Origin of the sequence: Gulosibacter molinativorax, assembly GCF_003010915.2 — a bacterium.
In the GTDB taxonomy this organism is placed as follows: domain Bacteria; phylum Actinomycetota; class Actinomycetes; order Actinomycetales; family Microbacteriaceae; genus Gulosibacter; species Gulosibacter molinativorax.
In genome coordinates this window covers 174,106-196,757 of record NZ_CP028426.1, presented here as the reverse complement: position 1 = coordinate 196,757, position 22,652 = coordinate 174,106, and the positions used below count along the sequence as shown (strand labels likewise).

The following is a 22,652-nucleotide window of genomic DNA, read 5'->3' as shown; positions in this document are numbered from 1 at the left end:
GCACGCTACCCCATCTGCAACCGCGGAATGACTTCCGCGAACGGTAATCCTCAGCGGTAACCGAGGCCTAACCCCCGCAATCGAACTGGACCGCGTAGGTCGTGTCCGCTTTGGGTTGCACCGTGGTCGCGTCATACGCGATTCCCCGCCCGGTCGAGGTGAGGGTCGTCTCCGTCACGTACAGCGAGCCGTTGCCCTGGTCTGCACCGGGATTCACCGTGAGGCCCGATCGTTCGCGACCAGCATTGGTGTCCGAGGTCTGCGTGAAGGTGAAGCTCGCGAGGGCGCTGGTTCCGGATCCGACCACGACGACGACGTAATCGGTCGCCTTGTCATCCGAGGCGGTCGCAATCACGGTAGGGCTCGCATCCAAACCAGAGCAGCTCACCGTCCAGTCGAGGGCCGAGTGGTCCACATCGCCAATTCGCACCTCAATCGCATGTGCGACCGAGGCCTCGGTCGGCGACGGCGTCGCCGTGGGCGCAGGCTCGGTCGATGGTTCGCCGCCCGTCGGCACCGGGCGGCCCTCGTTTGGTCCAAACGTCCCGGTATCCGCCGGAGCGGTCTGCGTCGGTGGGGTTGGCGTTCCCTCCCCCGCCGGGCCAGCACCCGCTTGGCACCCCGTCAACGTGACGAGCACGACCGCCAAAACGATGACGTGCCGTGGCGTCAGCTTGACCCCTACCCGCAAGAGGGTTCCTACCCGTTGCCCGCTAGCGAATACCCGCTACGCGGTCTTCTCGTTTCGGAACGGCTTGGCCTTCTTCGGCAGGATGCTCGGGGCCGCGTTTTTCTGCACCACGTCCGCCGTGATCTCCACTCGCTCCACGTCATCGCGAGACGGGATGTCGAACATTATCGGGCCGAGCACTTCCTCGAGGATCGCGCGGAGGCCACGCGCACCGGTCTTGCGCTCCACCGCGAGCTCCGCGATCGCATCGAGCGCATCCTGCTCGAAGTGGAGTTCGACGCCATCGAGCTCGAACATCTTCTTGTACTGGCTCACGAGCGCATTCTTCGGCTCCGTCAGGATGCGCACCAGGGCATCCTGGTCGAGCGGTTCCACCGTCGTGATCACCGGCAGACGGCCGATGAACTCCGGAATGAGGCCAAACTTGTGCAGGTCCTCCGGCTGGACATCCGCGAACACGTCCTCGGTGATACCCGGGGTGCTGAGCGGGGACCCAAAGCCGATGCCCTTCTTCCCTGCGCGTGAGGAAATGATGTCCTCGAGGCCCGCAAATGCGCCAGCGCAGATGAACAGGACGTTAGTCGTGTCGATCTCGATGAATTCCTGCTGCGGGTGCTTGCGCCCGCCCTGCGGCGGCACGGACGCTGTCGTCCCCTCGAGGATCTTGAGGAGTGCCTGTTGCACGCCCTCGCCCGACACGTCGCGCGTGATCGAGGGGTTCTCGGCCTTGCGCGCGATCTTGTCGATCTCGTCGATATAGACGATGCCCGTCTCGGCACGCTGGACGTCGTAGTCGGCAGCCTGCAGCAGCTTCAGCAGAATGTTCTCGACATCCTCACCGACGTACCCCGCCTCCGTCAGCGAGGTCGCATCCGCCACCGCGAACGGCACGTTCAGGCGTCGAGCGAGGGACTGCGCGAGGTAGGTCTTGCCAGTACCCGTCGGACCAATGAGCAGGATGTTCGACTTCGCGATCTCGACGTCGTCGTCAGACTCCTCATCCTTGCTTTCGACGGCGCTCAGCTCGCCGTGGGCGCGGATGCGCTTGTAATGGTTGTAGACGGCAACCGAGAGTGCGCGCTTCGCGTCTTCCTGGCCGACCACGTACTGCTGCAGGAACTCGAAGATGTCGCGGGGCTTCGGCAGGTCGAAGCCGAGCACCTCCTCCGGAGCCTGTTCATCCATCCGCTCACGAATAATTTCGTTGCAGAGCTCGACGCATTCGTCGCAGATGTACACCCCGGGGCCAGCGATAAGCTGCTTCACCTGCTTCTGGCTCTTTCCGCAGAATGAGCACTTCAGTAGGTCGCCGCTTTCACCGATGCGTGCCATGGATCCTCCTTAAGCGAGTTCGATACAGCCTAACGTCCCCCACCGACATACGCCCCAGTGACGCACGCTTTGTGACGCCTACGCCTGCAAAGCAAAGCCGCCCGGTTGCTGGGGTCAGCATCCGAGCGGCTTTGATTACGTCAGCGAATCGCGGCCGATTAGTCGACGATAACGGGCGTCGCGCCCTTGCGGCTCGTGAGCACCTGGTCGATCAGTCCGTACTCGAGGGCTTCGTGCGCCGACAGGATCTTGTCGCGCTCGATGTCCTTCGAGATTTCCGCAGCGTCCTTACCCGAGTGGGTTGCGAGTGCTTCTTCGAGCCACTCACGCATGCGCAGGATCTCACGGGCTTGGATCTCGATGTCCGAAGCCTGACCCTGGCCCTGACCGCCAGCGGCGGGCTGGTGGATGAGCACGCGAGCGTTCGGCAGCGCAAGGCGCTTACCTGGCTGACCGGCGGCGAGGAGCACGGCGGCTGCCGACGCGGCCTGGCCGAGGCACACGGTCTGCACCTCGGGGCGGATGTACTGCATCGTGTCGTAGATCGCCGTCATCGCGGTGAACGAGCCACCGGGCGAGTTGATGTACATCGTGATGTCGCGGTCCGGGTCCTGCGACTCGAGCACGAGCAGCTGGGCCATGACGTCGTCCGCCGATGCGTCGTCAATCTGCACGCCGAGGAAGACGATGCGGTCTTCGAACAGCTTCGCGTACGGGTCCTGGCGCTTGAAACCGTAGGCCGTGCGCTCTTCGAACGACGGAAGAATGTAGCGCGATTCGGCGGCCGGGTCGAGCGAGATGCCCGCGGGCATGCCAGTGGGGAGATTCATCATAGTGATTGTCCTTCGTTCCTCGACGCCTAGTTGTCCGAATTTTCTGAGCCGTTGCCGGCTGCCTCATCCGGCCTATTCGAAATGCGACGGTCGGTGCCACCGCCACCGACGACGGTGCTTGCCGACTCGGAGATGTGATCGACGAAGCCGTATTCGAGCGCCTCCTCGGCGCTGAACCAGCGGTCACGGTCACCGTCTTCGTTGACCTGCTCGACGGTCTTACCGGTACGCGATGCGGTGATCTCGGCGAGGCGCTGCTTCATGTCGAGGATGAGCTGCGCCTGACGCTGAATGTCCGACTGCGTACCGCCGAAGCCGCCGAGCGGCTGGTGCAATAGCACGCGCGTGTTTGGAGTGATGTAGCGCTTGCCCGGTGCGCCCGAGGTCAGCAGGAGCTGCCCCATCGAGGCGGCCATACCGATGCCCACCGTTACGATGTCGTTCGGCACGAGCTGCATGGTGTCGTAGATGGCCATACCAGCCGTCACCGAACCGCCCGGAGAGTTGATGTAGAGATAGATGTCTGCCTCTGGGTCTTCAGCCGAGAGCAGAAGCATCTTCGCGCAGATCTCGTTGGAGTTGTTGTCGCGAACTTCCTCGCCGAGCCAAATGATTCGGTCCTTGAGGAGTCGGTCGAAGACACTATTGGGCATTTGCTGTTCAGCCACGGGTACTTCTCCTTCGTCAGGTGTCGCAATGAATCTATCCGAGGGAAGCTTGGATTGCGGGTACTGTTCGCCCTGGGCGTGAGATGAGAGAGGCCGGTTGGATGCGCATTTCGCGCATCCAACCGGCCGCCCGTTTCGAGGCTGGTTACTTCGCGTCTTCGACGCTTTCCTTAGCTTCGGTTGCTTCCTCGGCGTTGTCTTCCTCGGTGGCCTTTTCGCGGGCCTGCTTCACGACGGCCGTGAACTCCGAGATGTCAACGGCGTTGCCGTTCGTGTCGACGACTTCGGCGTCCTCCAGGACGTAGAGGATCGCCTTCGAGCGGGCAACCTCGCCGATCATCTGCGGCATCTGGTTGTTCTGCTGCATGACCTCGACGAACTGCTGCGGCGAGATGCCGTACTGCTGCGACTGCTGGAACAGGAACTCGGTGAACTCGTTCTGCTCAACTTGGACGTCCTCGACCTTGATGATCTCGTCGAGGATGACCTGCTGCTGGAACGAACGCTGCGCGCTTTCGCGCACCTCATCACCGTGCGGGTCGTCGAGTTCCTTGCCCTCCTGCTCGAGGTGGCGCTTGACCTCATCCTCAACCATGTTCTCGGGGACGGGGATCGCGTTCGCCTCGATCAGCTGGTCAACGACCTTCTGGCGGGCCTCGTCGACCTGCGCGAAGGTCTTCGACTTGGCGGCCTGCTCGCGCAGGTCGTCGCGAAGCTCGTCGACGGTGTCGAACTCGCTCGCGAGCTGCGCGAAGTCGTCGTCCACCTCGGGAAGTTCGCGCTCCTTAACCGACTGGACGGTGATGGTAATCTCAGCCTCTTCGCCGGCGTGGTCGCCACCGAGGAGGGTCGAGTTGAAGGTGGTCTCTTCACCGGCGGTCAGCGTGAGCAGCGCCTCGTCGGTGCCCTCGAGGAGCTCGCCCGAGCCAACCTCGTGCGAGATGCCGTTTGCCTCGTCGACGGTCTCGCCGTTGACCTTGGCAATAAGGTCGATGGTGGCGAAGTCACCGTTCTGGATGGCGCGGTCGACGGTTGTGAGGGTGCCGAAGCGCTCACGGAGCGACTGCAGCTCGGCCTCGAGGTCCTCGTCGGTAACCTCTGCTGCCTCGACCTCGATCTTGAGGCCCTTCCAGTCCTTGATCTCGACCTCGGGGCGGATGTCGACCTCGATGACGATAACGACGTCGCCCGAGAAGTCCTTGACGTCCGGGGTCTCGGTGACGTCTGCCTCGGGGCGGCTGAGCGGCTGCAGCTCATTCTCGGCCAGCGCCTGCTGGTAGAAAGTGTCGAGACCGTCCGAGATGGCCTGGTCGAGGACAACCTCGCGACCAACGCGCTGATCGATCAGCTGGTTGGGCACCTTACCCTTGCGGAAGCCAGGAATCTGAACCTGGTTCGCGATGGTGCGGTAGGCGCCATCGAGGTAGGGCTTGAGGTCTTCCGGCGCCACGTTGATGGTCAGCTTGGCGTGGGTCGGGTTGATCTTTTCGACCGAAGTCTTCACGTGCGGGTACTCCTGCGGGTTGGGTGGCGCCACATCTTGGCGACCGGACGATCAGTTGTGGCGATGGTTATCAGCCTAAAAACGGCATGACAAGACACAAACAAACCTTAACGATACGCCCCGGGGCCCGACAGTCGCCAATTCGCGGCGAAATTGTCAGGCCCCGGGGCGTGAAATTGCGTGGGTGGGACTACTCGGTGGTCAGGCCGTCCACGAACTCCTGGTTCTCCGATGCCCACTGCTCCACGATCGGACCGTAGTCGGTCGTGTCGTTCTCGTTGAACATCGCGTTCTCGAGCGAGTACAGCGTCTCCGAGTCCATCTTGAAGTTGCTCAGCCACTGCGCCGCGGTCGGGTGCGTCGTGCCGAAGTCAGTGCTCGAGTAGGTGTGCATTCCCTCTGCACCGCCAAGCGCGCCCTCCGGGTCCTCGAGGTCTCGAATCGGGTACTCGTCGTAGGCCCAGTGCGGACGCCACAGTGTCACGACGATGTTTTCACCAGCGGCGGTCGCCGACTCGAGCTCCGAGAGCATGCCCGGGGTCGAGGAGATGACGAACTCCATATCTTCGAGTCCGTAGGTCGGAATGACCTGCTCCTGGGTCGTCTTCGTCAGGCCAGCGCCCGGGTCAATACCGATGATCTGGTTGTTGAACTGGTCCGCGTTGTCCGCGAGCTCCGCCAGCGAGGTGATCGGCGCATCCTCATTCACCGCGATGGTGAGCGCGGCTTCATCGTTCCACGCACCGAGGTCAACCATGTTGTCCCCGTATTCCTCGACATACGAGGCGTGCGTGAGTGGCAGCCACGTGTCGAGTGTGAGGTCATAGTCGCCATCGGCAACACCGGTAAAGACCGGAGCGGGGTCGGCGTACTCGAGGGTGACTGAGTAGCCCTCGTTCTCGAGGACGTGCTTCCAGAGCTCGCTCACCGCGATGCCCTCGTCCCAGCCGTTGAATACGGCGATCGTAACGTCGGCCTCGTCGCCGTTTTCAACCGTCGAGCCGCCGCCGGATGCGGAGCAGCCAGTCAGAGCCAGGCCGGCGACTCCGGCCAAGGCGATTGCCTTCGTAAGAATTCCTTTACGCATTCGTTCCTTCTTCGTTTTGTATTCAGTCGGTTCTGTAGTGAGAGATTGGTGTTGCGGTGACCGGGAAGGCGAACCTGTGAGCTAGTTCGCTACCGCGGGCAACGACTTGGTCTCTTGGTCGGTTTCTTCGTCGCTCGCCGCCTTCGTGCTCGCGGCTTTGCGGACCTTGCGCGAGCCGATGCCGCCGGTGAGTCGGTCGAGGATCATCGCGAGGACGACAACTGAGAGTCCAGCCTCAAAGCCAAGCGAGAGGTCGATGCTCTGCAGCGCCTGCGTCACCTGCTGGCCGAGGCCAGCCGCGCCGACCATACCGGCGATAACGACCATCGACAGCGACAACATGATGACCTGGTTCACACCGGCCATGATCGACGGCATTGCGAGGGGCAACTCGATCTGGCGCAGGATGCGGCCCGGCGTCGCGCCAAACGCGCGACCTGCCTCGACGACTTCCTTATCCACGCCGCGGATGCCCAACTCCGTCATTCGCACTCCCGGCGGGAGCGAGAAGATGACCGTCGCGAAGATACCCGGGACGACGCCAACGCCGAACAGCAGCAGCGCCGGGATCAGGTAGACCATCGCCGGCATCGTCTGGAAGAAGTCGAGGATGGGTCGGATGACGCGTGATGCTCGCTCCGACTTTGCAGCCCAGATTCCCGTCGGGATGGCAATGACGAGCGAGAGGATGCTCGCGACGAGCACGAGCGAAAGCGTCCGCATCGCGTTGTCCCACTGCCCCACCGAAACGATGAACAGGAGTCCGATGAGGCTGCCGACCGCAAGCACAATTCCCTTTCGCCCCTTCGCGAGCAGCGCGAGGGCGACGATGACGAGCATGACGACCCAGTTCGGCACCGAGGAGAGGATCAGGTAGAAAAAGTCGTACGGGAATTTGAGGATCGCGCCGACGATGTCGAAGAAGACGCCGAAGACGTCGACGACCCAGCGCGTCGCGGTTTCGACCCAAGTGCCGAATGGGATTGAGAAGTTGATGTCAAGCATTACTGTGCAGCGCTCCCTTCGACGACAGGCTCATTATTTGTGAGTTCGAGCGGCACCTGGGGGTCGGCGACGCCCGCGTCAGCGGGCAGGTCGATTGTGCCGGTGGTGGTCGTCATCGAACTCAACAGCGCGACGCGCGGCACGACGCCGAGGAGGCGCCCCGCGTCGTTGACGACGGGCAGCGGCATGGTGTTATCGACCGACGGCTCGAAGAGCTCGCTGAGCACGGTGTCCGGCTCGACAGTGAGGATGTCGCGGTCAATGATGGCGCTCAAGTCGCGCTTGCCACTCCGGCGGGCTCGACCAATTTGCACCTCGTTGACGCTGCCCACGAGTTTGCCCTGCTCGATGAGAAATACCCCGTTGATCTGCAGTTCGCGCATCATCTTCTCGACTCCGGCGATACCCGCCGACACCGGCAAGACCGCACGCGCCGGTTGCATGACGGCCGAAGCGGTGAGCACCCGGGAACGGTCGACATCCTGTACGAACTGCTCGACGTACTCGTTCGCGGGCTCTGTCAGGATCTCTTCCGGGCTGCCGATCTGAACGATCTCGCCGTCACGCATGACGGCGATCCGGTCGCCGAGGAACATCGCCTCGTTGAGGTCGTGCGTGATGAACACGATGGTCTTGCCAAACTTCTGCTGCATCTCGACGAGTTCTTCCTGCATCTCACGCCGGATGAGCGGGTCGAGCGCGCTGAACGCCTCGTCCATGAGCAGGATCTCGGTCTCGGCGCACAGCGCGCGAGCAATACCAACGCGCTGCTGCATACCGCCCGACAGCTCGTTCGGGTAGTGGTCCGCCCACTGGTCGAGGCTCACCGTCTCGAGCACCTCGCGTGCTCGAGCCTCGCGGTCGGCACGGTCGACGCCTTGAATTTCGAGGCCAAACGCGACGTTCTCAAGAACGGTGCGGTGCGGCAGCAACGCGAAGTGCTGAAACACCATGGACATGTGATTTCGGCGCACTTCACGAATCGTCACGGGCGTTGCGCCAATAATTTCGGTGCCCTGCACCTTAATAGAACCCGCCGTGGACTCAAGCAACCCATTCAGCATTCGAATGAGTGTCGATTTACCCGATCCCGAGAGCCCCATAACGACGAAGATTTCGCCGGTCTTCACCTCGAAAGAGGCGTCAATTACCGCGGCGGTGGCGGAAGGCGCGAGATCTGCGCGGCTTTCGCCATTCTTCAGGCGTCGAACGCCCTCGCGCGGATTTCTGCCGAACACCTTGTAGAGGTGCTCGACCGTAATTGCAGTAGTCGTCAAAAGAAGACTCCTTCGATATCTCGAAACGCTCGAGTAGAGGTGTCACATATTCCCAGCCGAGAGGTCGTGTGAAATTGCGATAACACTCGGTCTGGCTACGCAAAGGGGCAAATTAAACAGCAACACACACGCACGACCTACTTTCAAGCTGGCGTACTTACTGCGCATTCCGTGGGCCCAAAATCATCGGGCCAAGGGAAGCGCCAGAAACCCACCCTACCGGGTCGGGTCAATGATTTTCGGCCAAGATTGGCGGTTTTCCGCCGCTGCGCGCCCCAATTTGGACAAGCCTCGACAACGGGGATCGGCATGATGCTGGGCGAGACCGCGGATTATCGTCCACCGTTGCACGATCGTTATCCTTGGATTGTCAATTGCCTCATTTAGGCGCGCGCTCGATGGCATCGGGGCGCATTATTGACACATCGAACGCGAAGGGAATCGAGTGAGCACAGGTCGAGCGAACCAGAGCTTTTCTGAAATCAATCCATTCCCGCACCTGTTTACCATCGGGCCCGGGAATCGCGATCACGAAGTCGCAATTCGCTGTGGAATCACGGTGTTTGTCCCGCTCCTGACGCTCCTTCTCCTAGACCGGATCGATCTCGCGATCTTCGCGTCCTTTGCCGCCTTCACCGCACTGTATGGGCGCAACCTCGAGCACGGCCAACGGCTACAAATGCAGCTGCGCGTCGGGCTCCTCATGATCGTGATTCTCTTCCTCGCGACGCTCGCGGGTCGAAATGGCGTTTCGGAGCAGGACAATCCTTGGGCGCTTGTGGCAGCCACGACTATCGTCGCCGGCACAGTCGCCGTGTTCGCGGGGTACTGGCAGCTTCGTCCGGCCGGTTCACTGTTCCAGATCTTCGCGTTTGCCGCGGTCGCCTCGGTGCCCACCCAGCCCCCGCTGTTCGACTCGATGGTGGTCACCGTCAGCACCGTCATTTTCGCACTGTTGGTGGGGATGAGCTCTCGAGTACTTTTCCCGTGGCGCCGAAAGCCGTTTCGCTGGCCCGAACGCCAAATCTTCAAGCGTGAGCAGCGCATCCAATTCTGGGTGGACGGGGCCTGGCACTTTATCGCCGCCGGTGCCGCGGGCTCGATCGCGACCGCGCTCGGTCCGGTGCTCGGGATGGAGCACAACTACTGGGCGATGGTCGCGGCGGTTGTGCCGATCGTGGGGCACTCGACGAGCTACCGCATCAGTAGGGGGCTCCAGCGCACGATCGGCACCTTCTTCGGCGTCGCCCTCGTCGCCCTCTTACTCCTCGTGCCGCTCGAGCCCTGGCAGATGATCCTGATCATCGCCGTTCTGCAGTTCGGCGCCGAGATGCTCGTCGGCCGCTCATACATGCTCGCGCAGCTTGTCACGACCCCGCTTGCGCTGATGTCGACCGTGCTTGCGACGACGGCTGGCGGCGTGGTCATCGACAACTGGCAGCTATTGAAAGACCGTGCGATCGAGACCATCATTGGCTCGGTGGTTGGCGTGATCTGCGTGCTGCTGCCGTGGGCGTGGCGCAAGTGGGTGCTCCGCAGCGAACACCCAACGCGGTCGATCGACCTGCGCGCGATCGAGGACGACGACTGAGGGCCGACCCCCCGGAACCGAGGCTACGGGTTTAGTCCGCAGACTTTGCGGGCTCGACGAGCGAGCCGACCTCTTCGACGTCGCCAAGCATCCGCCACACGGCGCGGCTAAGTTGCGGGTATTCGCGGGCAATGCCACGGAAGAGCTTGGCGTCGATCCCGTTTGCGGTTCGGCGCAGGTCCGCTGCGCCCTCTTGCTGGGTTTGCTCTGCGAGTCGTGCAAGTGCATATTCGGCGGTGAGTCCGCGTTGGTCGAGTTCTTCGTCCCGCAGCAGCAACACGAGGTATTCGTCGGTGTCGGGAATTTCCTCGAAAACCTGTGCGGGGTCTTCTCCCCCGCGGACGCGGCCTTCGATAATTGAGTCACGCTCGATCTGCGCGAGTTCTCTCAGTTCCGCGAGTGATTTCTGCATTCGTACTCCATTCGCGGGCGATTCCCGCGGTGCCCTCGTGCTCGGGCCCGAGTGCGAGCGGGAGCGTCCCCTACTTTAGTCGACCCACGAGTCTCGGTGAAGGGTCGTGTCGCATCGGAGCCTGAACGGCGCCCAGGTTCGGCCGATACTGTGACCGGAGCGATCGGCGCCCGCCTTTGGCTTTCGCGGCTAGGGGCTGTTGCTCCCCGCCCAAGGGAAACAGGTTGCACCATTCCGATCACCGAAAAGACCGTCAATCCATTTGGCGGCACCATGGGTGCGTTGCGCACGACATACGCCAGCAGTGACACCTTCCCGCCGATGGCGAAGGCATTTCAGCAAGTTACCCGGGTGACGCGGGAGTCGGGACTCTTCCGACGCGCGACCCGCTTCTACCTCATTCTTGGCATCGTCCTCGCACTGTGTTTCAGCGGTGCCGTGGCTGGCTTCATCCTCCTTGGCAACAGCTGGTTCCAGCTGCTCATCGCCGGAGCCTTGGGCATCATCTTGACGCAGGTCGCGTTCATCACCCATGAAGCCGCCCACCGCCAAATCTTCCTGGGCAACACGAAAAACGCACGACTGGCGCTCATCCTCGCTGCCGGAGTCGTTGGGCTGAGTTACGCATGGTGGGATTCGAAGCACTCCCGCCACCACTCCAACCCGAACCGCGTCGGCAAGGATCCCGACATCGAGATCGACACCATCTCGTTCGTGAGTGAGGATGCGGCCACCGCGCGCGGGCTTCGGCGACTCATCACGCGCAAGCAGGGCTGGCTGTTCTTCCCGCTCCTCACCCTCGAGGGGTTGAACCTGCATGCGCACAGCTACCGCCATTTGCTCTCCCGCAACCAGCAGCCCAAGAAGCGCTGGGTCGAGCTGGCCCTCATGACGACGCGGCACGCCCTGTACTTGTCAGCCATCTTCAGTGTGTTGCCGATCGGCATGGGCTTCGCGTTCCTCGGCGTCCAACTTGCGGTTTTCGGGGTCTACATGGGCGCATCCTTCGCCCCAAACCACAAGGGCATGCCCGTTATCGCCAAGGACGCGAAGCTAGATTTCTTCTCGAAACAGGTTCGCACCTCCCGAAATATCCGGGGCGGCTGGTGGGCGACCGCGCTCATGGGTGGCCTCAACTACCAAATCGAACACCACCTGTTCCCGAGCATGGCACGCCCTTTCCTCGGACGGGCGAGCAGCATCGTGCGAGAGTACTGCGCGACCCACAACATCCCCTACACCGAAACTTCGCTGATCAAGTCGTACGCAATCGTCATCGAATATCTCAATCGCGTCGGCCTCTCGGCCCGTGACCCGTTCGACTGCCCCGCTGCTTCCCAGCTGCGTCGCGTATAGCTCAGGGATGGCTAAGGGAACGATCGTCGTCGCGGGTGCATCAGGGCTCATCGGCAGCGCGCTTCGGCGGTCGTTCCTCGAAGACGACTACCGCGTCATCCAGCTCGTGCGACGCCAACCGCACGGCCCGGATGAGGTTGCCTGGCTCCGCGCTGAGGACGGCCCGCTCGACCCAGAAGTGCTGCGCGGCGCACTTGCCGTCGTGGGGTTAAACGGGGCGAGCATCGGGAAGTTCCCCTGGACTAAGGCGTACCGACGCGTCCTTCGCTCCTCGCGCTTGGAACCGACGCAACAGCTCGCGGATGCGATTCGAGCACTCGGCGCTGATGCCCCGCTCTTTGTCTCGGCATCGGCCGTGGGCTATTACGGGACGACGGTGCCTGGCCCGGTTGACGAGCAGTCTCTGCCAGGCGACGGATTTCTGCCTGAGCTCTGCGTGGACTGGGAAGCGGCAGCCCGTTCGTCGGGCAAGGATGCACGGGTCGCTCTCCTACGCACCTCACCTGTCATCCACCGCGACGGCGTACTGAAGCCGCTCATCCTGCTCACCAAACTCGGCCTCGGCGGGCCGATCGCGGGCGGAAAACAGGTCTGGCCGATCATTTCCCTCGCCGACGAGGTCGGCGCGATTCGGCACATCATCGATCATCAGCTGACCGGCCCGTTCAACCTCGTCGCCCCGGTCCCCGCAAGCTCGAATGAACTCGGGCGCTGGCTGGCGAAGGGGCTGCGGCGGCCGTATTTCGCACCGGCACCGGGATTCGCGGTGAAGCTCGTCATTGGCCGAGAGCCCGCCGAAGCGTTGCTCACGTGCGATGTCACGGCCGTCCCGCAGCGGCTCCTCGACTCGGGTTACGTATTCCGGCATCCGACTGTGCGCGAAGCGGTCGCTGCAGCCCTGCGGTAGCTCCTTGGTGCCGGTTCCGAACCGTCCCCTCGAACAGACCGGCCTCCCACAGTAAGGAACACTGTGGGAGGCCGGTTTGTGTCAGTATCGCGTGTCGGCTCATGCTCCGACGCGATTAGCGAGTGCTATGCGCGGCGTCGCTTCGCGAGCAACACACTACCTGCGCCGATACCGGCGAGGGCAGCCACAAGCATGGCGATGAGACCAGCGGAGCCAGTCTGTGCCAGGTTGTCTGCGCCAGCGTCCGTGCCACCGTCGGTCGTGGTGCCGCCGTCGGCGGTGGTCGCTGCCGGAGCGGTCGTGTCAACAGGTGCTGCGGTGTCGGTCGGAGCCTCGGTGTCGACGGGAGCCTCGGTCTCGGTCGCGGCAGATTCGTCCTCAACGAGCTCGTAGGTCACCATCAGCTTCGGCGCCTCGGCCGAGCCGCCGCCGTTGTAGGACTCCGCGGTGCGGGTGCCTTCGCCGTTCAGCATGAAGACCATCGAGTTGCCAGCCTGCCAGTCGTCACGGTCGACGACGGCCTGCACGAGCGAGGATACGTCCGGGGTGCGCTGTGCTTCGCCAGCTTCACCCGCGGTCGTCCACTGGGGTGCATCCACCCACGACACGTTCGAGTCGACGTACGTACGGTTCGAGACGTTGTAGTCCTCAAATTCGTCGAACTGTTCCGCGTGGCCCGAGTCCTCGACGCTGATTGCGACATTGAAGTGGTCGCTGGTCTTGTCCGGCTCGTCCGTGGTGAACTGCAGGTAGGCACCGGTGATCTTGGCACCGGCAGGGATGTCGAGCAGCGAGAAGCGGATGCCGACGTTCTGCGGATCCAGGTCTTCCTCGCCCGGGCTCTCATCGGTGAGCTCAAGGTCAGACGAGGTCATGTCGAGGGCACCACCGTTCGAGAGGCCTTCCTCGACGTCGTCGTTCTCGTTGAGGACGAGCGCCTCAACTAGGTAGTCGTCCGTTTCTTCGCGGTAGACGGTGTCGACGGGTGTGTCGTACACGAGCGGGCCTTCGTTACGGAAGACGGTCTGCGCCGGCTCCGCCGGGATCTCGTTTGCCGCAGGCTTCGTGGCGCCCGCCTCGGCCTTCGAGAGCGTCACGGTGTCGATGACCGCGCCGTCGGTCTGGTGAGTCGTGACGGTGAGCTCACCGCCGTCAATCTCGAGGTGCGAGTATGCGGGGACGCGGTTCTGTACTTCCACCGCGTTGAACGTGAAGTTCGGTCCGCTCTGAATCTCGTAGTACTTCGAGCCGGTCGACGACTGGTTCGTGATGTAGAGCACCTCGTCCTCGTACTTCGTGAGCTCCGAAGGCGCGGTGAGGTCACCCACCGGGTGACCTGCGTTGAGTAGGTGCGTGCGGTTGTACACGTGGTCGTGGCCGGAAAGCACGAGGTCGAAGTCGAGTTCGCTCATGAGCGGCGGCAACCACTCGCGACGCTCTTCGATGTCGCGGTCGGTCGCGTGCGACGCGGTCGAGTAGAGCGAGTGGTGCCAGGTTGCGACCTTCCAGGTCACGTCCTGACCGTGTGCGGCGACGACGTCGCGTACCCACTGCGAGTGGGCATCCGGGTCCTGCTCGTTGGAGTTCAGCGAGACGAAGAGGGTGTCGTTCTGGATGTACCAGTAGTTACCCATCTCGTTGTTCCAGCCGGGGTTGGCGGTGCGGTTGGGCATGTTGAAGTGCTCGGCGTAGGAGTGCTGAGCGTCATCGCTCGAACCATCGTCGTGGTTACCGATGTTCGTGGCGAGGGCGTTCTCGCGCAGCCCGTCGGGAGCGAGATAGTCGGTGTACTCGCTCGCCGAGTCGTGGTTGTCGACCTGGTCTCCGACCGACAGGAGGAAGTCGGGGTTCGGAACCTGGTTCAGCGCGGTGCCGAGGGTGTTGTCCCACGCGCCAGCGTCAGTGGGGACGCCGCCGCCCGAGCCGATCTGCGTGTCACCGAAGACGAGCACGTCGAGCTTGTTGTCGCTCTGAACTGTGAAGCTGTAGGGCTCCGACCAACCAAGCGCGTCAGAACCGGCCTGCCACTCGTAGGTCGCGCCGGGCTCGAGCCCCGTTGCGGATGCCTGGTTCCAGGTGAGTTCAGGCTGGTCAAGCGAGGTTCCGGATGCGGTCGCGTCCAGCAGGGCCTCTTCCGAGGTGGCAGTGTTGGTGAGGCGAATCTGCGTCGGCTGCGTCGAGTCGGCGTCCGTGTACCAGACGAAGTTGCGGTCAGTGGGGGTGGCACCGACGTTGAGCACCATGTTGGAGTATGCGACCTCGGGCGTCGTCGTGACGGCCATGGCCGGGCCAACGCCGAGTAGCAGGCTGCCGCAGATCAGGCTGGCCGCCAGCGGAGTGTACAAATGACGTTTCTTCAAGATTCACCTTCGTTTGCGTATCCGTGTCAGTTCGGTGCCCGCGGGGAGGACACAATTCGGTAACATATGTCGCCCTCATTGCCCCGAGGCGAGGCCTGGGGGGCCTCGAGGACAACTCGCGGTAAATCCCCGGTGAACTGACACAAATTTGGTGTACCGCGCTGTCAGTCGGTGTGTGGAACCCCAGATTCGCTGCCGCACCACTGCAGTGCGGAAAGGCGATGGCCGCAGATCCCAGGGGGTTCTGCGGCCATCGCCTGAAGGTTTGACTAGCGGTCGGCAGCGATCCGTTCGACGGCCGACACCAGGAAGCGTTGCGGGCCAAATACCGGAATCGCCCGCTCGATGTCGGCGAACGCATCCTGCACCGGAACTCCTCGATGCAGGGCCGAGTAGAGCGCGGCGACGGACGGCGTGCGCGAGCGGCCCTCGACGCAGTGCAGGTAGACCTTGTGCCCCGCGGCGCGCAAGTCTGCGATCGCCATCGCCGTACTGCGCAACGTGGTGTCGAGCTGGGGGTTGGCATCGCTCGAGTCGATGAGCCGCACCTGTACCGATTTCATGCCCTCGGGCACCTGCTCGGTGCCGACGCGGCAGAGGGAAACCACCGCGCTGACCTCGGGTACGACGTCCGTCAGCCGGTCGAGCCCAGCGAGCGAACCGATCCACAGCCCGTCATCGTGCGGGTGTTGCGCGATGTAGTCCACGTAGCCCACCGGATCCTGGCGCGCACTATTCGGCCATCCCTGATCGTCAGCGCCCGCGAACGCGCGAACTGAGCGTCGCGCCAGTTCAGCCGCATCGATTCCGGGGTAACCGTGCAGCTTCACCTGCCAGTCAACGGGGACCGAGGTGCTCCCGTAGCGCGCACCCGCGAGCGCGCCAGCGATAGCGGCCACGGTGTCGGTGTCGCCACCACCGCGGATCGCGCGGTCGATCGCGTCGGCCGCGTTCGAGCTCTGCGCCACCGCGCTCAGTGCGGCTTGGAACGCAAGGACGACCCAGCCATTCTTGTGCGCGAAGTCGACCGGATTCTTGTCCGGGCTGAGCGCCTCACCGATCAGGCCCCGCCACTTGTCGCGACGGGACTCTGGCAACCACTGCAACTGGTCGTGCAGGTTCAGCTCGCCGTGCAGAATCGCGTGGCGAATCGCGAGATTCCAGAGCGCGCACGCGTCGATGTTGTCCTCTTCCCAGTGGGTCAGCTGGGCGATTCGGCTGCTCGCGTCGATGAGCGCAGGCTCCCTGCCCTCAGCGAGGTAGCCGAGCGCAATGGGGCTCGTGCGCATGAGCGAACCGTTGCCAGCGCTCCGGCCAGATCGCGCGTGGAGCTCCTCCGATGCCGTACGCGCGTCCGCCTCCGTCGCGTGTGCCCCCACTGCGCTGAGGATGGTGTGCGTCTGCGCTCCGACGTCCTTCGAATGCCTTGCCCAGGTCTTCCACTCTTGAACAATCTTGCCTAGCGTCTTAGCGTCGTTGAGGCTCTCGTTCCTGGCCAGCGCATCCAGGATGGGCATTGCCATGGAGGTGTCATCGGTCCATTCGCCAACCTCGTGCCCGAAGGCACCGATACCGAACTCGAGTTCCGTGGTTTGGGGTATTGCGGTGCCGAACTCGTACTGCGAGCCGCGCGCGTCACCCGCGGCGGATCCGATCATGGTGCCGATTGCTCGATCGCGCTGTGCGTTCGAGAGCCGCAGCCGCCCATTGTCGTGTGTGACGGCTCGCGTGTCGTCCGATCTGTAGACGGGTACCTCCGGCGTTTCAGGTGCGTCGACCGAGCTGCCTGCTGCAGGCGTGCTTGCTGCAGACGCGCTGGCTACAGATTCTGCTTCGCTCATCCATCGCTCAAAGGCTTCCTTTGTCATCACCGCTACTCCCCCATTCGGCGCCAGACCAATGCGAAAGTCGGGCCCCGGTTCGACCAATGCGTCGTGCTGCTTCGCAATTTCTATGACGCGTGGTGGCGACGCCGAAAGGACATCCACGACGGCATCAATTCTGTGGCCGAACACGCGATAGAGGCGAAGGAGATCGATCTGCGCGTCCGACTGCAGGTGCGCGAATCCGGCGTCGTCGAGGACGAATATCGGCTCGGAGTCGCGCAAGAAATACCACATGGGCTCATAGCCGTGGTCGGTGATGCGAACGCTGTGGCCGCCGTGCTCGTTGACCGTACGATCTTGCGCGGCTCGCACTGCACTCGGAAAGGGCGACAGGAGTCTCTGCGCGTTCCGCTCGGCCTTCGTGGCGGAAAGCCCGGGATTGGCCACTGGCAGTGCCTCCCAGGTGTGCCGGCCGTCGAGCTCGCGAGTGAGCCAGCGGGCGATGAGACGGTAGACGATCGTTCGCTCAGTCGTTTCGGGGGAAGTCACTGGCTGGCCGAGGTCAGTCGCGATCTCCATCAGCTTGACTGCCTTGTGCGCGTTCTGGAACGAGAACACCGTATTCCAGGGCAACGCGGTGTTTTCGCCAGTTGCGGTGGTGATTCGAATACCGCCCTCGGCGTGGAACAGGATCTGGACGTCCGAACGTCGGTCGTTCGCGATCAACAGCGGCCCGAGGTCTTCCACGTCGACACGCGAAATCAGGATCTCGGGGTGCCGTCGCGTCATCTCGCTCGCGATCCACCATGACTGCTGCAAGGTAAATCGGTCTGCAATTCGTTGCTCACTCATCTGCAGGCTCCTTTGTCTCAACCAACCCGAAATCCACCGTTTCGGAACCAGGACAAAGTATCCGGAGCCTACGACATGCAGAAATCCGACCCGTCAACTGGCCAGTACAGCCAGTCGAAGAGCCGGATCCGCCGGAGTGCGTCGAACTAGTCGATCTTGAGTTCGCCCATCTCATCCCAGTCTTCGCCCTCGATCAAGCGGCTGACGATCTTGGGCGTGCTAGCGAGCACCGGGCGCATCGCATCGAGCCCCTGCTTGAAGTGCGGGGAGCTGACGTGAGCTTCGCCCGCGTTGTCGTCGAACGCCTCGACGAGCACGAATTCATTCGCGTTCTCAACGCTGCGGCTCCACTCGAACCACTTGTTGCCGGGCTCCGCCCGGGTCGCTTGCGTGAACTCGCGGGTGAGTTCGATGAATGTGTCGGCGAATTCGGGCTTGACGTCATACTTGACCACGATAAAAATCATGGCCCGATCCTTTCACGTCAATTCGTCCGAACGTCAACGCGTCACGGAGCCGGCGCGACCTCCTGATCGGCGGGCTTACGCACGAACCAGGCAAGCACCACGGGCACCAGGCCGATGAGCGCCGCGATTAGGAATGCCATTCGCGCTCCGGGCGCCCCAGCGGCCGCGGTCGCAATCCCCGCTGCCTCGCCACGGTGCAGGATGCTCGAGTACACGGCGATGAGGACGGCAACACCGACTGCGCCGCCGACCTGCTGCATCGTGTTCAGCGCGGCGGAACCGTGCGAGTACAGCTTCACTGGCAGTGAGCCGAGGGACGCCGAGAACAGCGGCGTGAAGGACATCGCGAGCCCAACCGACATCACGGCCTGGACCGCCACGAGCAGCCAAACCGGGGTCGACTCCCCCCCGTCGAGTAGACGAACAGCGCGACAGAGATGAGGATCGTCCCGGGGACGAGCAGCGCGCGGGGCCCCTTGGCGTCATAGATCCGTCCCATGAACGGCCCGAGCAGACCCATCAGCAGGGAACCCGGCATCAGCACGAGGCCGGCCTGCAGCGCATCCAGGCCCGCAACGTTCTGCAGGTACAGAGGAAGGAGCGTGAGCGTGCCGAACATCGCGATCGCGATGACCGTCATCGTGATGACCGAGATCGTGAAGTTCCGCGACTTGAACGTGCGAAGATCGAGCAACGCCCGATCATCCCGCTGCAGCGCCAGCTGTCGCCAGACGAACAGGCCGAGCATCACGGCACCCGCCACCGTCACGATGGTGCCGAGCACGACTGGCGAGAGCTGCCCGGCCGACGGCTGCGACGTATCCGCCCCGAACTGGCTCAGGCCGAAGACCAGCCCGCCGAACGCGAGCGCTGCGAGCACTACCGAGAGCAGGTCGAACGGCGCCTTGGACGGCTCGCCGAGGTTAGTCATCCACTTGGCGCCCATCGCGAGCGACACGAGCGCGATTGGCAGCACGATGCCGAAGAGCCAGCGCCAGTGGAGCGAGTCGAGCACGGCGCCGGAGAGGCTCGGCCCGAGTGCCGGGGCGAGCGAGATCACCATGCTGACCATGCCCATCCAGCGCCCACGCTGGCTCGCCGGCACGACGTTCATGAGCGTGGTCATCAGTAGTGGCATCATGACGCCGGTGCCTGCCGCCTGAATCACGCGGCCGACGAGCAAGGCGGTAAACCCTGGCGCGACGAGACACACGAGCGTACCGATTGCGAACGCCGTCATCGCGGCGAGGAAAATCTGCCGCGTGGTGAATCGCTGGAGGATGTACCCGGTCGTCGGGATAACGACCGCCATTGTGAGCATGAAGGCGCTCGTGAACCACTGCCCGAGTTCGGGCGGGATGCCAAGATCCGCATTGAGGTGCGGGATCGCGATCGCCATCGTCGTCTCATTCAATATCGCGACGAACGCGGCGACGATCAGCAGCCAGATGACGGGGGTCGCGCCGGGAGGAAGTGAGTCGGCGCTGGTTCCGGAATTACCGGGGCGAGTGGGAGCAGTATCCGGGGACGACAAGAAGGTCTCCTGAAGAGGCAATAAGGTGACGGAACACGCGATTGTAGTCCGGTGGCCGCGAATGCGAACGGTCCAGTGTAGCGATATTCCGGCGCCGCATATACTTACCCGAGATCCAATAATCCCCGTTGGAGGAGCGCAACCATGCCGATCACCCGCACGATTCTCGAGGTGGCGGCAACGCATCCGGACCGGCTCGCGATTGTCGGTGATCATGAGCGGCTCACCTACCGCGACTTGGTGGCCGACGGTGCGCGCGTGCGTGCGGCGGTCGAACACCTGCAGGCGAGGCAACCGAAGGATGCGCGACCCGTCCCGGCACCCGAGGCACAGGGCATCCCCATCACGGCAATCAGCCTCACGGATGCGTTCCACACCGCCAGAATCCTCGCGGGTCTCGCGGGATTCCGCGCTGTCTCGGCGACGATCGACCCTCGCTGGCCGCTCGAGCACCAGGTCGGGATCATCCTAAAGGTCGGCATCGGCCTCGTGATCAGCGACTCGGTCGAGTTGCGCGAGGCGCTCGCGCAGGCTCGCTGGACGGGCACGATCGTGACCCTCGCCGAGTTCCTCGCGCTCGAGGATGCACTGCCACCGGCAGGTGCGCCGGAGGTGCGGGATCCGGACGAGGCCTTCCTACTCCTTTTTTCTTCGGGAACCACGAGCGCCCCGAAGGCCTTCATGCGGCTGCGCCACGAGTACCGGTACAACGCGAAGGCCTCGAGCCACTACCTCGAGGCGAGCCCCGGCGTCGCGACGCTCGCCCCCGGCCCCCTCTCCTATAGCCTCACCCTCTTCGCTCTCGTCGAATGCCTCTATTCATGCGGCACGTGCCACGTGGCCGATCAGTTCGACGTGCTGCGCGCATCCCGCCGCATTGGCGAGGAGCGCATCTCTCGCGTCGTCGCTGTGCCGGCCGTTATCCAGGGGCTCGCGGAGGCGGCGAAGCGGGATCCGCAGCGACTCAGCTCGCTCAAGCTCGCGGTGACCGGCGGCGCGAACCTGTCGGCGCAGATTCGGGATGCGTTCGCGACGCAGCTGCCCGGCTCGCGGCTCATTAGCTACTACGGCGCGGCCGAGATCGGTTTCATCGGCGACAGCCGCGACAGCGACGGCACCAAGATAACGCTGTACGACGGCGTCGAGGCCGAGATTCGAGATGGCGCGGGTCTGCCGCTTGCCGACGGCGAGGTGGGCACGCTGTGGATTCGGGTCGCCTCGACCGCCCTCTGCTACGTCGCCTCGACCACGGATGCGCAGCTGCGCGGCGAGCACGGCTGGGCCACCGTGCACGACCAGGGCAGCCTGAATGGCCGGAAGCTCACGCTTGTCGGCCGCTCGGGCGACATCGTCGTGTCGGGCGGCCACAAGATTTCGCTGCCGGAGGTGGAGCGCGCGTTCCACTCCTTGCCTGGTGCCGAGGTCTGCTGCGCCGTCGGCGTCCCACACGAACGGCTCGGCGCCGTCGTCGCGCTCGTGCTCGAGGGGAATGCGGTGCCCGGCAAGGCCGAGCTGCTCGCGCACGCTCGCGAGCAGCTCGCGCCCCAGTTCGTGCCGCGCCGCTTTTATCGCATCGACAGTCTCCCCCGCACGGTTGGCGGCAAGATTCGCCGAGCCGAGACCGCCGCGCTATTGTCTGACGGCGAGGCAGATGCAGAAGGGTTGATTCGCTTATGACCAGGCTACGCCGCGTCGTCGTCACCGGACTCGGTGCCGTCACTCCCTCGGGGCTCGATGCCCCGAGCACCTGGGATGCGGTGCGTCACGGTCGCAGCGGAATTCGGCTCCTCGACGGGGAGGAATTCGACGGTATTGCGGTGCGGATCGGCGGCCAGGTGCGGGGCTTCGATCCCGATATCGTCCTCGAGCCGCGCGAATCGCGGCGGCTCAGCCGCGTGCTCTGGTACGCGATCGGCGCCGCAGACGAGGCGATGCGGGACGCGGGGCTTGCGGACGCGGCGACGGGCTGGCCACTGCCGGTCGCATCCAGCCGCTTCGCGATCGTGACGGGCTCGGGCTCCGGCCCGATCGAGGCGATGCAGGATGCGACCCGCACCTTCGACGAACAGGGCGCGCGCCGCGTCACGCCGTTTCTTTCGATGCACGGAGCACCGGATGCGGCGGGCGCGCTGCTCAGCCAGCGGTATGGCGCCCACGGCGCCGCCCTCGCGATCTCGGCGACGTGCGCGAGCGGCACCGTTGCGCTCGGCGAGGCGATGCGGCGGATCCGCCACGGATACGCCGATGCCGCGCTCGTCGTCGGCTACGAGGACTGCGTGAACCCGGTGAACTTCTCCTCGAACGCGAACATGCGCGCGCTCGCGAGCGGCTACGAGTCGATGCCGGAGCGCGCATCCCGGCCTTTCGACCGCGATCGGTCGGGATTCGTGATGGCGGCCGGGGCGAGCGCGATCCTGCTCGAGGCCGAGGAGGTCGCGAGCGATCGCGGTGCGACCCCGCTCGCCGAACTCGCGGGGTTCGGCGCGGCGAGCGACGCGCACCACGCGACCGCGCCGCATCCCGAGGCCCGGGGTGCGATCGCGGCGATCGCCGAATGCCTCGCCGATGCCGGGGTATCGTCGGCCGACGTCGATCACGTCAACGCGCACGGCACGAGCACGAAACTCAACGACGAGATGGAACTGCGCGCGCTCGAAGGCGCCCTCGGCGACCACGCGCGCGCCGTTCCCATCAGCGCGACGAAGTCCTCGACCGGGCACATGCTCGGCGCAGGCGGAGTGCTCGAGGCGGTCATCGCGACCCTGACGCTGCGCGACCAGGTGCTTCCACCGACGATTAATCTCGAGCATCCCGAATTCCTCGGCTTCGACTTCGTGACCGAGCCGCGCGAAGCCCGCGTTCGTGCCGTGCTGTCGAACTCCTTCGGGTTCGGCGGGCACAACGCCTCGGTGCTGCTGCGCGCGATCTCCTGACCATCCCCAACCGGTTT

Annotated in this window: 17 protein-coding genes and 1 pseudogene; 5 read left to right on the top strand and 13 right to left on the bottom strand. The window is 63.9% G+C overall.

What is annotated here, in order from left to right:
• Window positions 1-67: 67 nt before the first annotated feature.
• The 8 genes from GMOLON4_RS01045 to GMOLON4_RS01010 form a co-directional block, all read right to left on the bottom strand.
• Window positions 68-691, bottom strand: a complete 624-nt coding sequence (locus GMOLON4_RS01045; RefSeq protein WP_146137476.1) for a hypothetical protein — start codon at window positions 689-691, stop codon at window positions 68-70.
• A 36-nt stretch (window positions 692-727) separates the two neighbouring features.
• Window positions 728-2,023 (bottom strand): ATP-dependent Clp protease ATP-binding subunit ClpX, encoded by a 1,296-nt coding sequence (clpX, locus tag GMOLON4_RS01040; protein ID WP_026937395.1) that lies wholly within the window; start codon window positions 2,021-2,023, stop codon window positions 728-730.
• Between the two features lie 158 nt (window positions 2,024-2,181).
• Entirely contained in the window at window positions 2,182-2,853 is a 672-nt protein-coding gene (locus GMOLON4_RS01035) for an ATP-dependent Clp protease proteolytic subunit (protein ID WP_035733227.1), read from the bottom strand.
• 29 nt (window positions 2,854-2,882) lie between these two features.
• Window positions 2,883-3,509, bottom strand: a complete 627-nt coding sequence (locus tag GMOLON4_RS01030; RefSeq protein WP_106486619.1) for an ATP-dependent Clp protease proteolytic subunit — start codon at window positions 3,507-3,509, stop codon at window positions 2,883-2,885.
• Between the two features lie 160 nt (window positions 3,510-3,669).
• Window positions 3,670-5,028 (bottom strand): trigger factor, encoded by a 1,359-nt coding sequence (gene tig, locus GMOLON4_RS01025; protein ID WP_026937393.1) that lies wholly within the window; start codon window positions 5,026-5,028, stop codon window positions 3,670-3,672.
• 190 nt (window positions 5,029-5,218) lie between these two features.
• Window positions 5,219-6,115, bottom strand: a complete 897-nt coding sequence (locus GMOLON4_RS01020; RefSeq protein ID WP_026937392.1) for a glycine betaine ABC transporter substrate-binding protein — start codon at window positions 6,113-6,115, stop codon at window positions 5,219-5,221.
• Between the two features lie 81 nt (window positions 6,116-6,196).
• Window positions 6,197-7,120 (bottom strand): ABC transporter permease, encoded by a 924-nt coding sequence (locus GMOLON4_RS01015; protein ID WP_051267066.1) that lies wholly within the window; start codon window positions 7,118-7,120, stop codon window positions 6,197-6,199.
• Window positions 7,120-8,397 (bottom strand): quaternary amine ABC transporter ATP-binding protein, encoded by a 1,278-nt coding sequence (locus GMOLON4_RS01010; protein ID WP_035733190.1) that lies wholly within the window; start codon window positions 8,395-8,397, stop codon window positions 7,120-7,122. The genes GMOLON4_RS01015 and GMOLON4_RS01010 overlap by 1 nt, the downstream gene beginning before the upstream one ends.
• Before the next feature lie 559 nt (window positions 8,398-8,956).
• Here GMOLON4_RS01010 and GMOLON4_RS01005 point away from each other — a divergent pair.
• Window positions 8,957-9,988 carry an FUSC family protein gene (locus GMOLON4_RS01005; protein ID WP_245575497.1) on the top strand — a complete coding sequence of 344 codons (1,032 nt, stop codon included), beginning with the start codon at window positions 8,957-8,959 and terminating at the stop codon, window positions 9,986-9,988.
• Window positions 9,989-10,019: 31 nt separating this feature from the next.
• On the opposite strand, the gene GMOLON4_RS01000 is transcribed toward GMOLON4_RS01005, so the two are convergent.
• Window positions 10,020-10,400: a hypothetical protein gene (locus tag GMOLON4_RS01000; RefSeq protein ID WP_051267064.1), complete on the bottom strand. Its 381-nt coding sequence runs from the start codon at window positions 10,398-10,400 to the stop codon at window positions 10,020-10,022.
• Between the two features lie 321 nt (window positions 10,401-10,721).
• Between GMOLON4_RS01000 and GMOLON4_RS00995 the strand changes: the two genes are divergently transcribed.
• Entirely contained in the window at window positions 10,722-11,756 is a 1,035-nt protein-coding gene (locus tag GMOLON4_RS00995) for a fatty acid desaturase family protein (protein ID WP_407648501.1), read from the top strand.
• A 7-nt stretch (window positions 11,757-11,763) separates the two neighbouring features.
• A complete protein-coding gene (locus GMOLON4_RS00990; RefSeq protein ID WP_026937389.1) occupies window positions 11,764-12,663 on the top strand; it encodes a TIGR01777 family oxidoreductase in 900 nt (299 codons plus the stop codon).
• Window positions 12,664-12,788: 125 nt separating this feature from the next.
• On the opposite strand, the gene GMOLON4_RS00985 is transcribed toward GMOLON4_RS00990, so the two are convergent.
• From GMOLON4_RS00985 to GMOLON4_RS00970, 4 genes and pseudogenes are all read right to left on the bottom strand, one after another.
• Complete coding sequence (locus GMOLON4_RS00985) at window positions 12,789-15,008, bottom strand: metallophosphoesterase (RefSeq protein ID WP_026937388.1); 2,220 nt, start codon at window positions 15,006-15,008, stop codon at window positions 12,789-12,791.
• A gap of 284 nt (window positions 15,009-15,292) precedes the next feature.
• Complete coding sequence (locus tag GMOLON4_RS00980; RefSeq protein ID WP_051267061.1) at window positions 15,293-17,701, bottom strand: ADP-ribosylglycohydrolase family protein; 2,409 nt, start codon at window positions 17,699-17,701, stop codon at window positions 15,293-15,295.
• Between the two features lie 146 nt (window positions 17,702-17,847).
• Window positions 17,848-18,168: a putative quinol monooxygenase gene (locus GMOLON4_RS00975; RefSeq protein WP_026937386.1), complete on the bottom strand. Its 321-nt coding sequence runs from the start codon at window positions 18,166-18,168 to the stop codon at window positions 17,848-17,850.
• Window positions 18,169-18,209: 41 nt separating this feature from the next.
• A pseudogene (locus tag GMOLON4_RS00970) lies at window positions 18,210-19,702 on the bottom strand (DHA2 family efflux MFS transporter permease subunit).
• 144 nt (window positions 19,703-19,846) lie between these two features.
• Here GMOLON4_RS00970 and GMOLON4_RS00965 point away from each other — a divergent pair.
• Both GMOLON4_RS00965 and GMOLON4_RS00960 read left to right on the top strand, forming a co-directional pair.
• Window positions 19,847-21,379, top strand: a complete 1,533-nt coding sequence (locus GMOLON4_RS00965; protein WP_026937384.1) for a class I adenylate-forming enzyme family protein — start codon at window positions 19,847-19,849, stop codon at window positions 21,377-21,379.
• Window positions 21,376-22,635, top strand: coding sequence for a beta-ketoacyl-[acyl-carrier-protein] synthase family protein (locus GMOLON4_RS00960; protein WP_026937383.1), 1,260 nt, complete (start codon window positions 21,376-21,378; stop codon window positions 22,633-22,635). The genes GMOLON4_RS00965 and GMOLON4_RS00960 overlap by 4 nt, the downstream gene beginning before the upstream one ends.
• Window positions 22,636-22,652 lie beyond the last annotated feature (17 nt).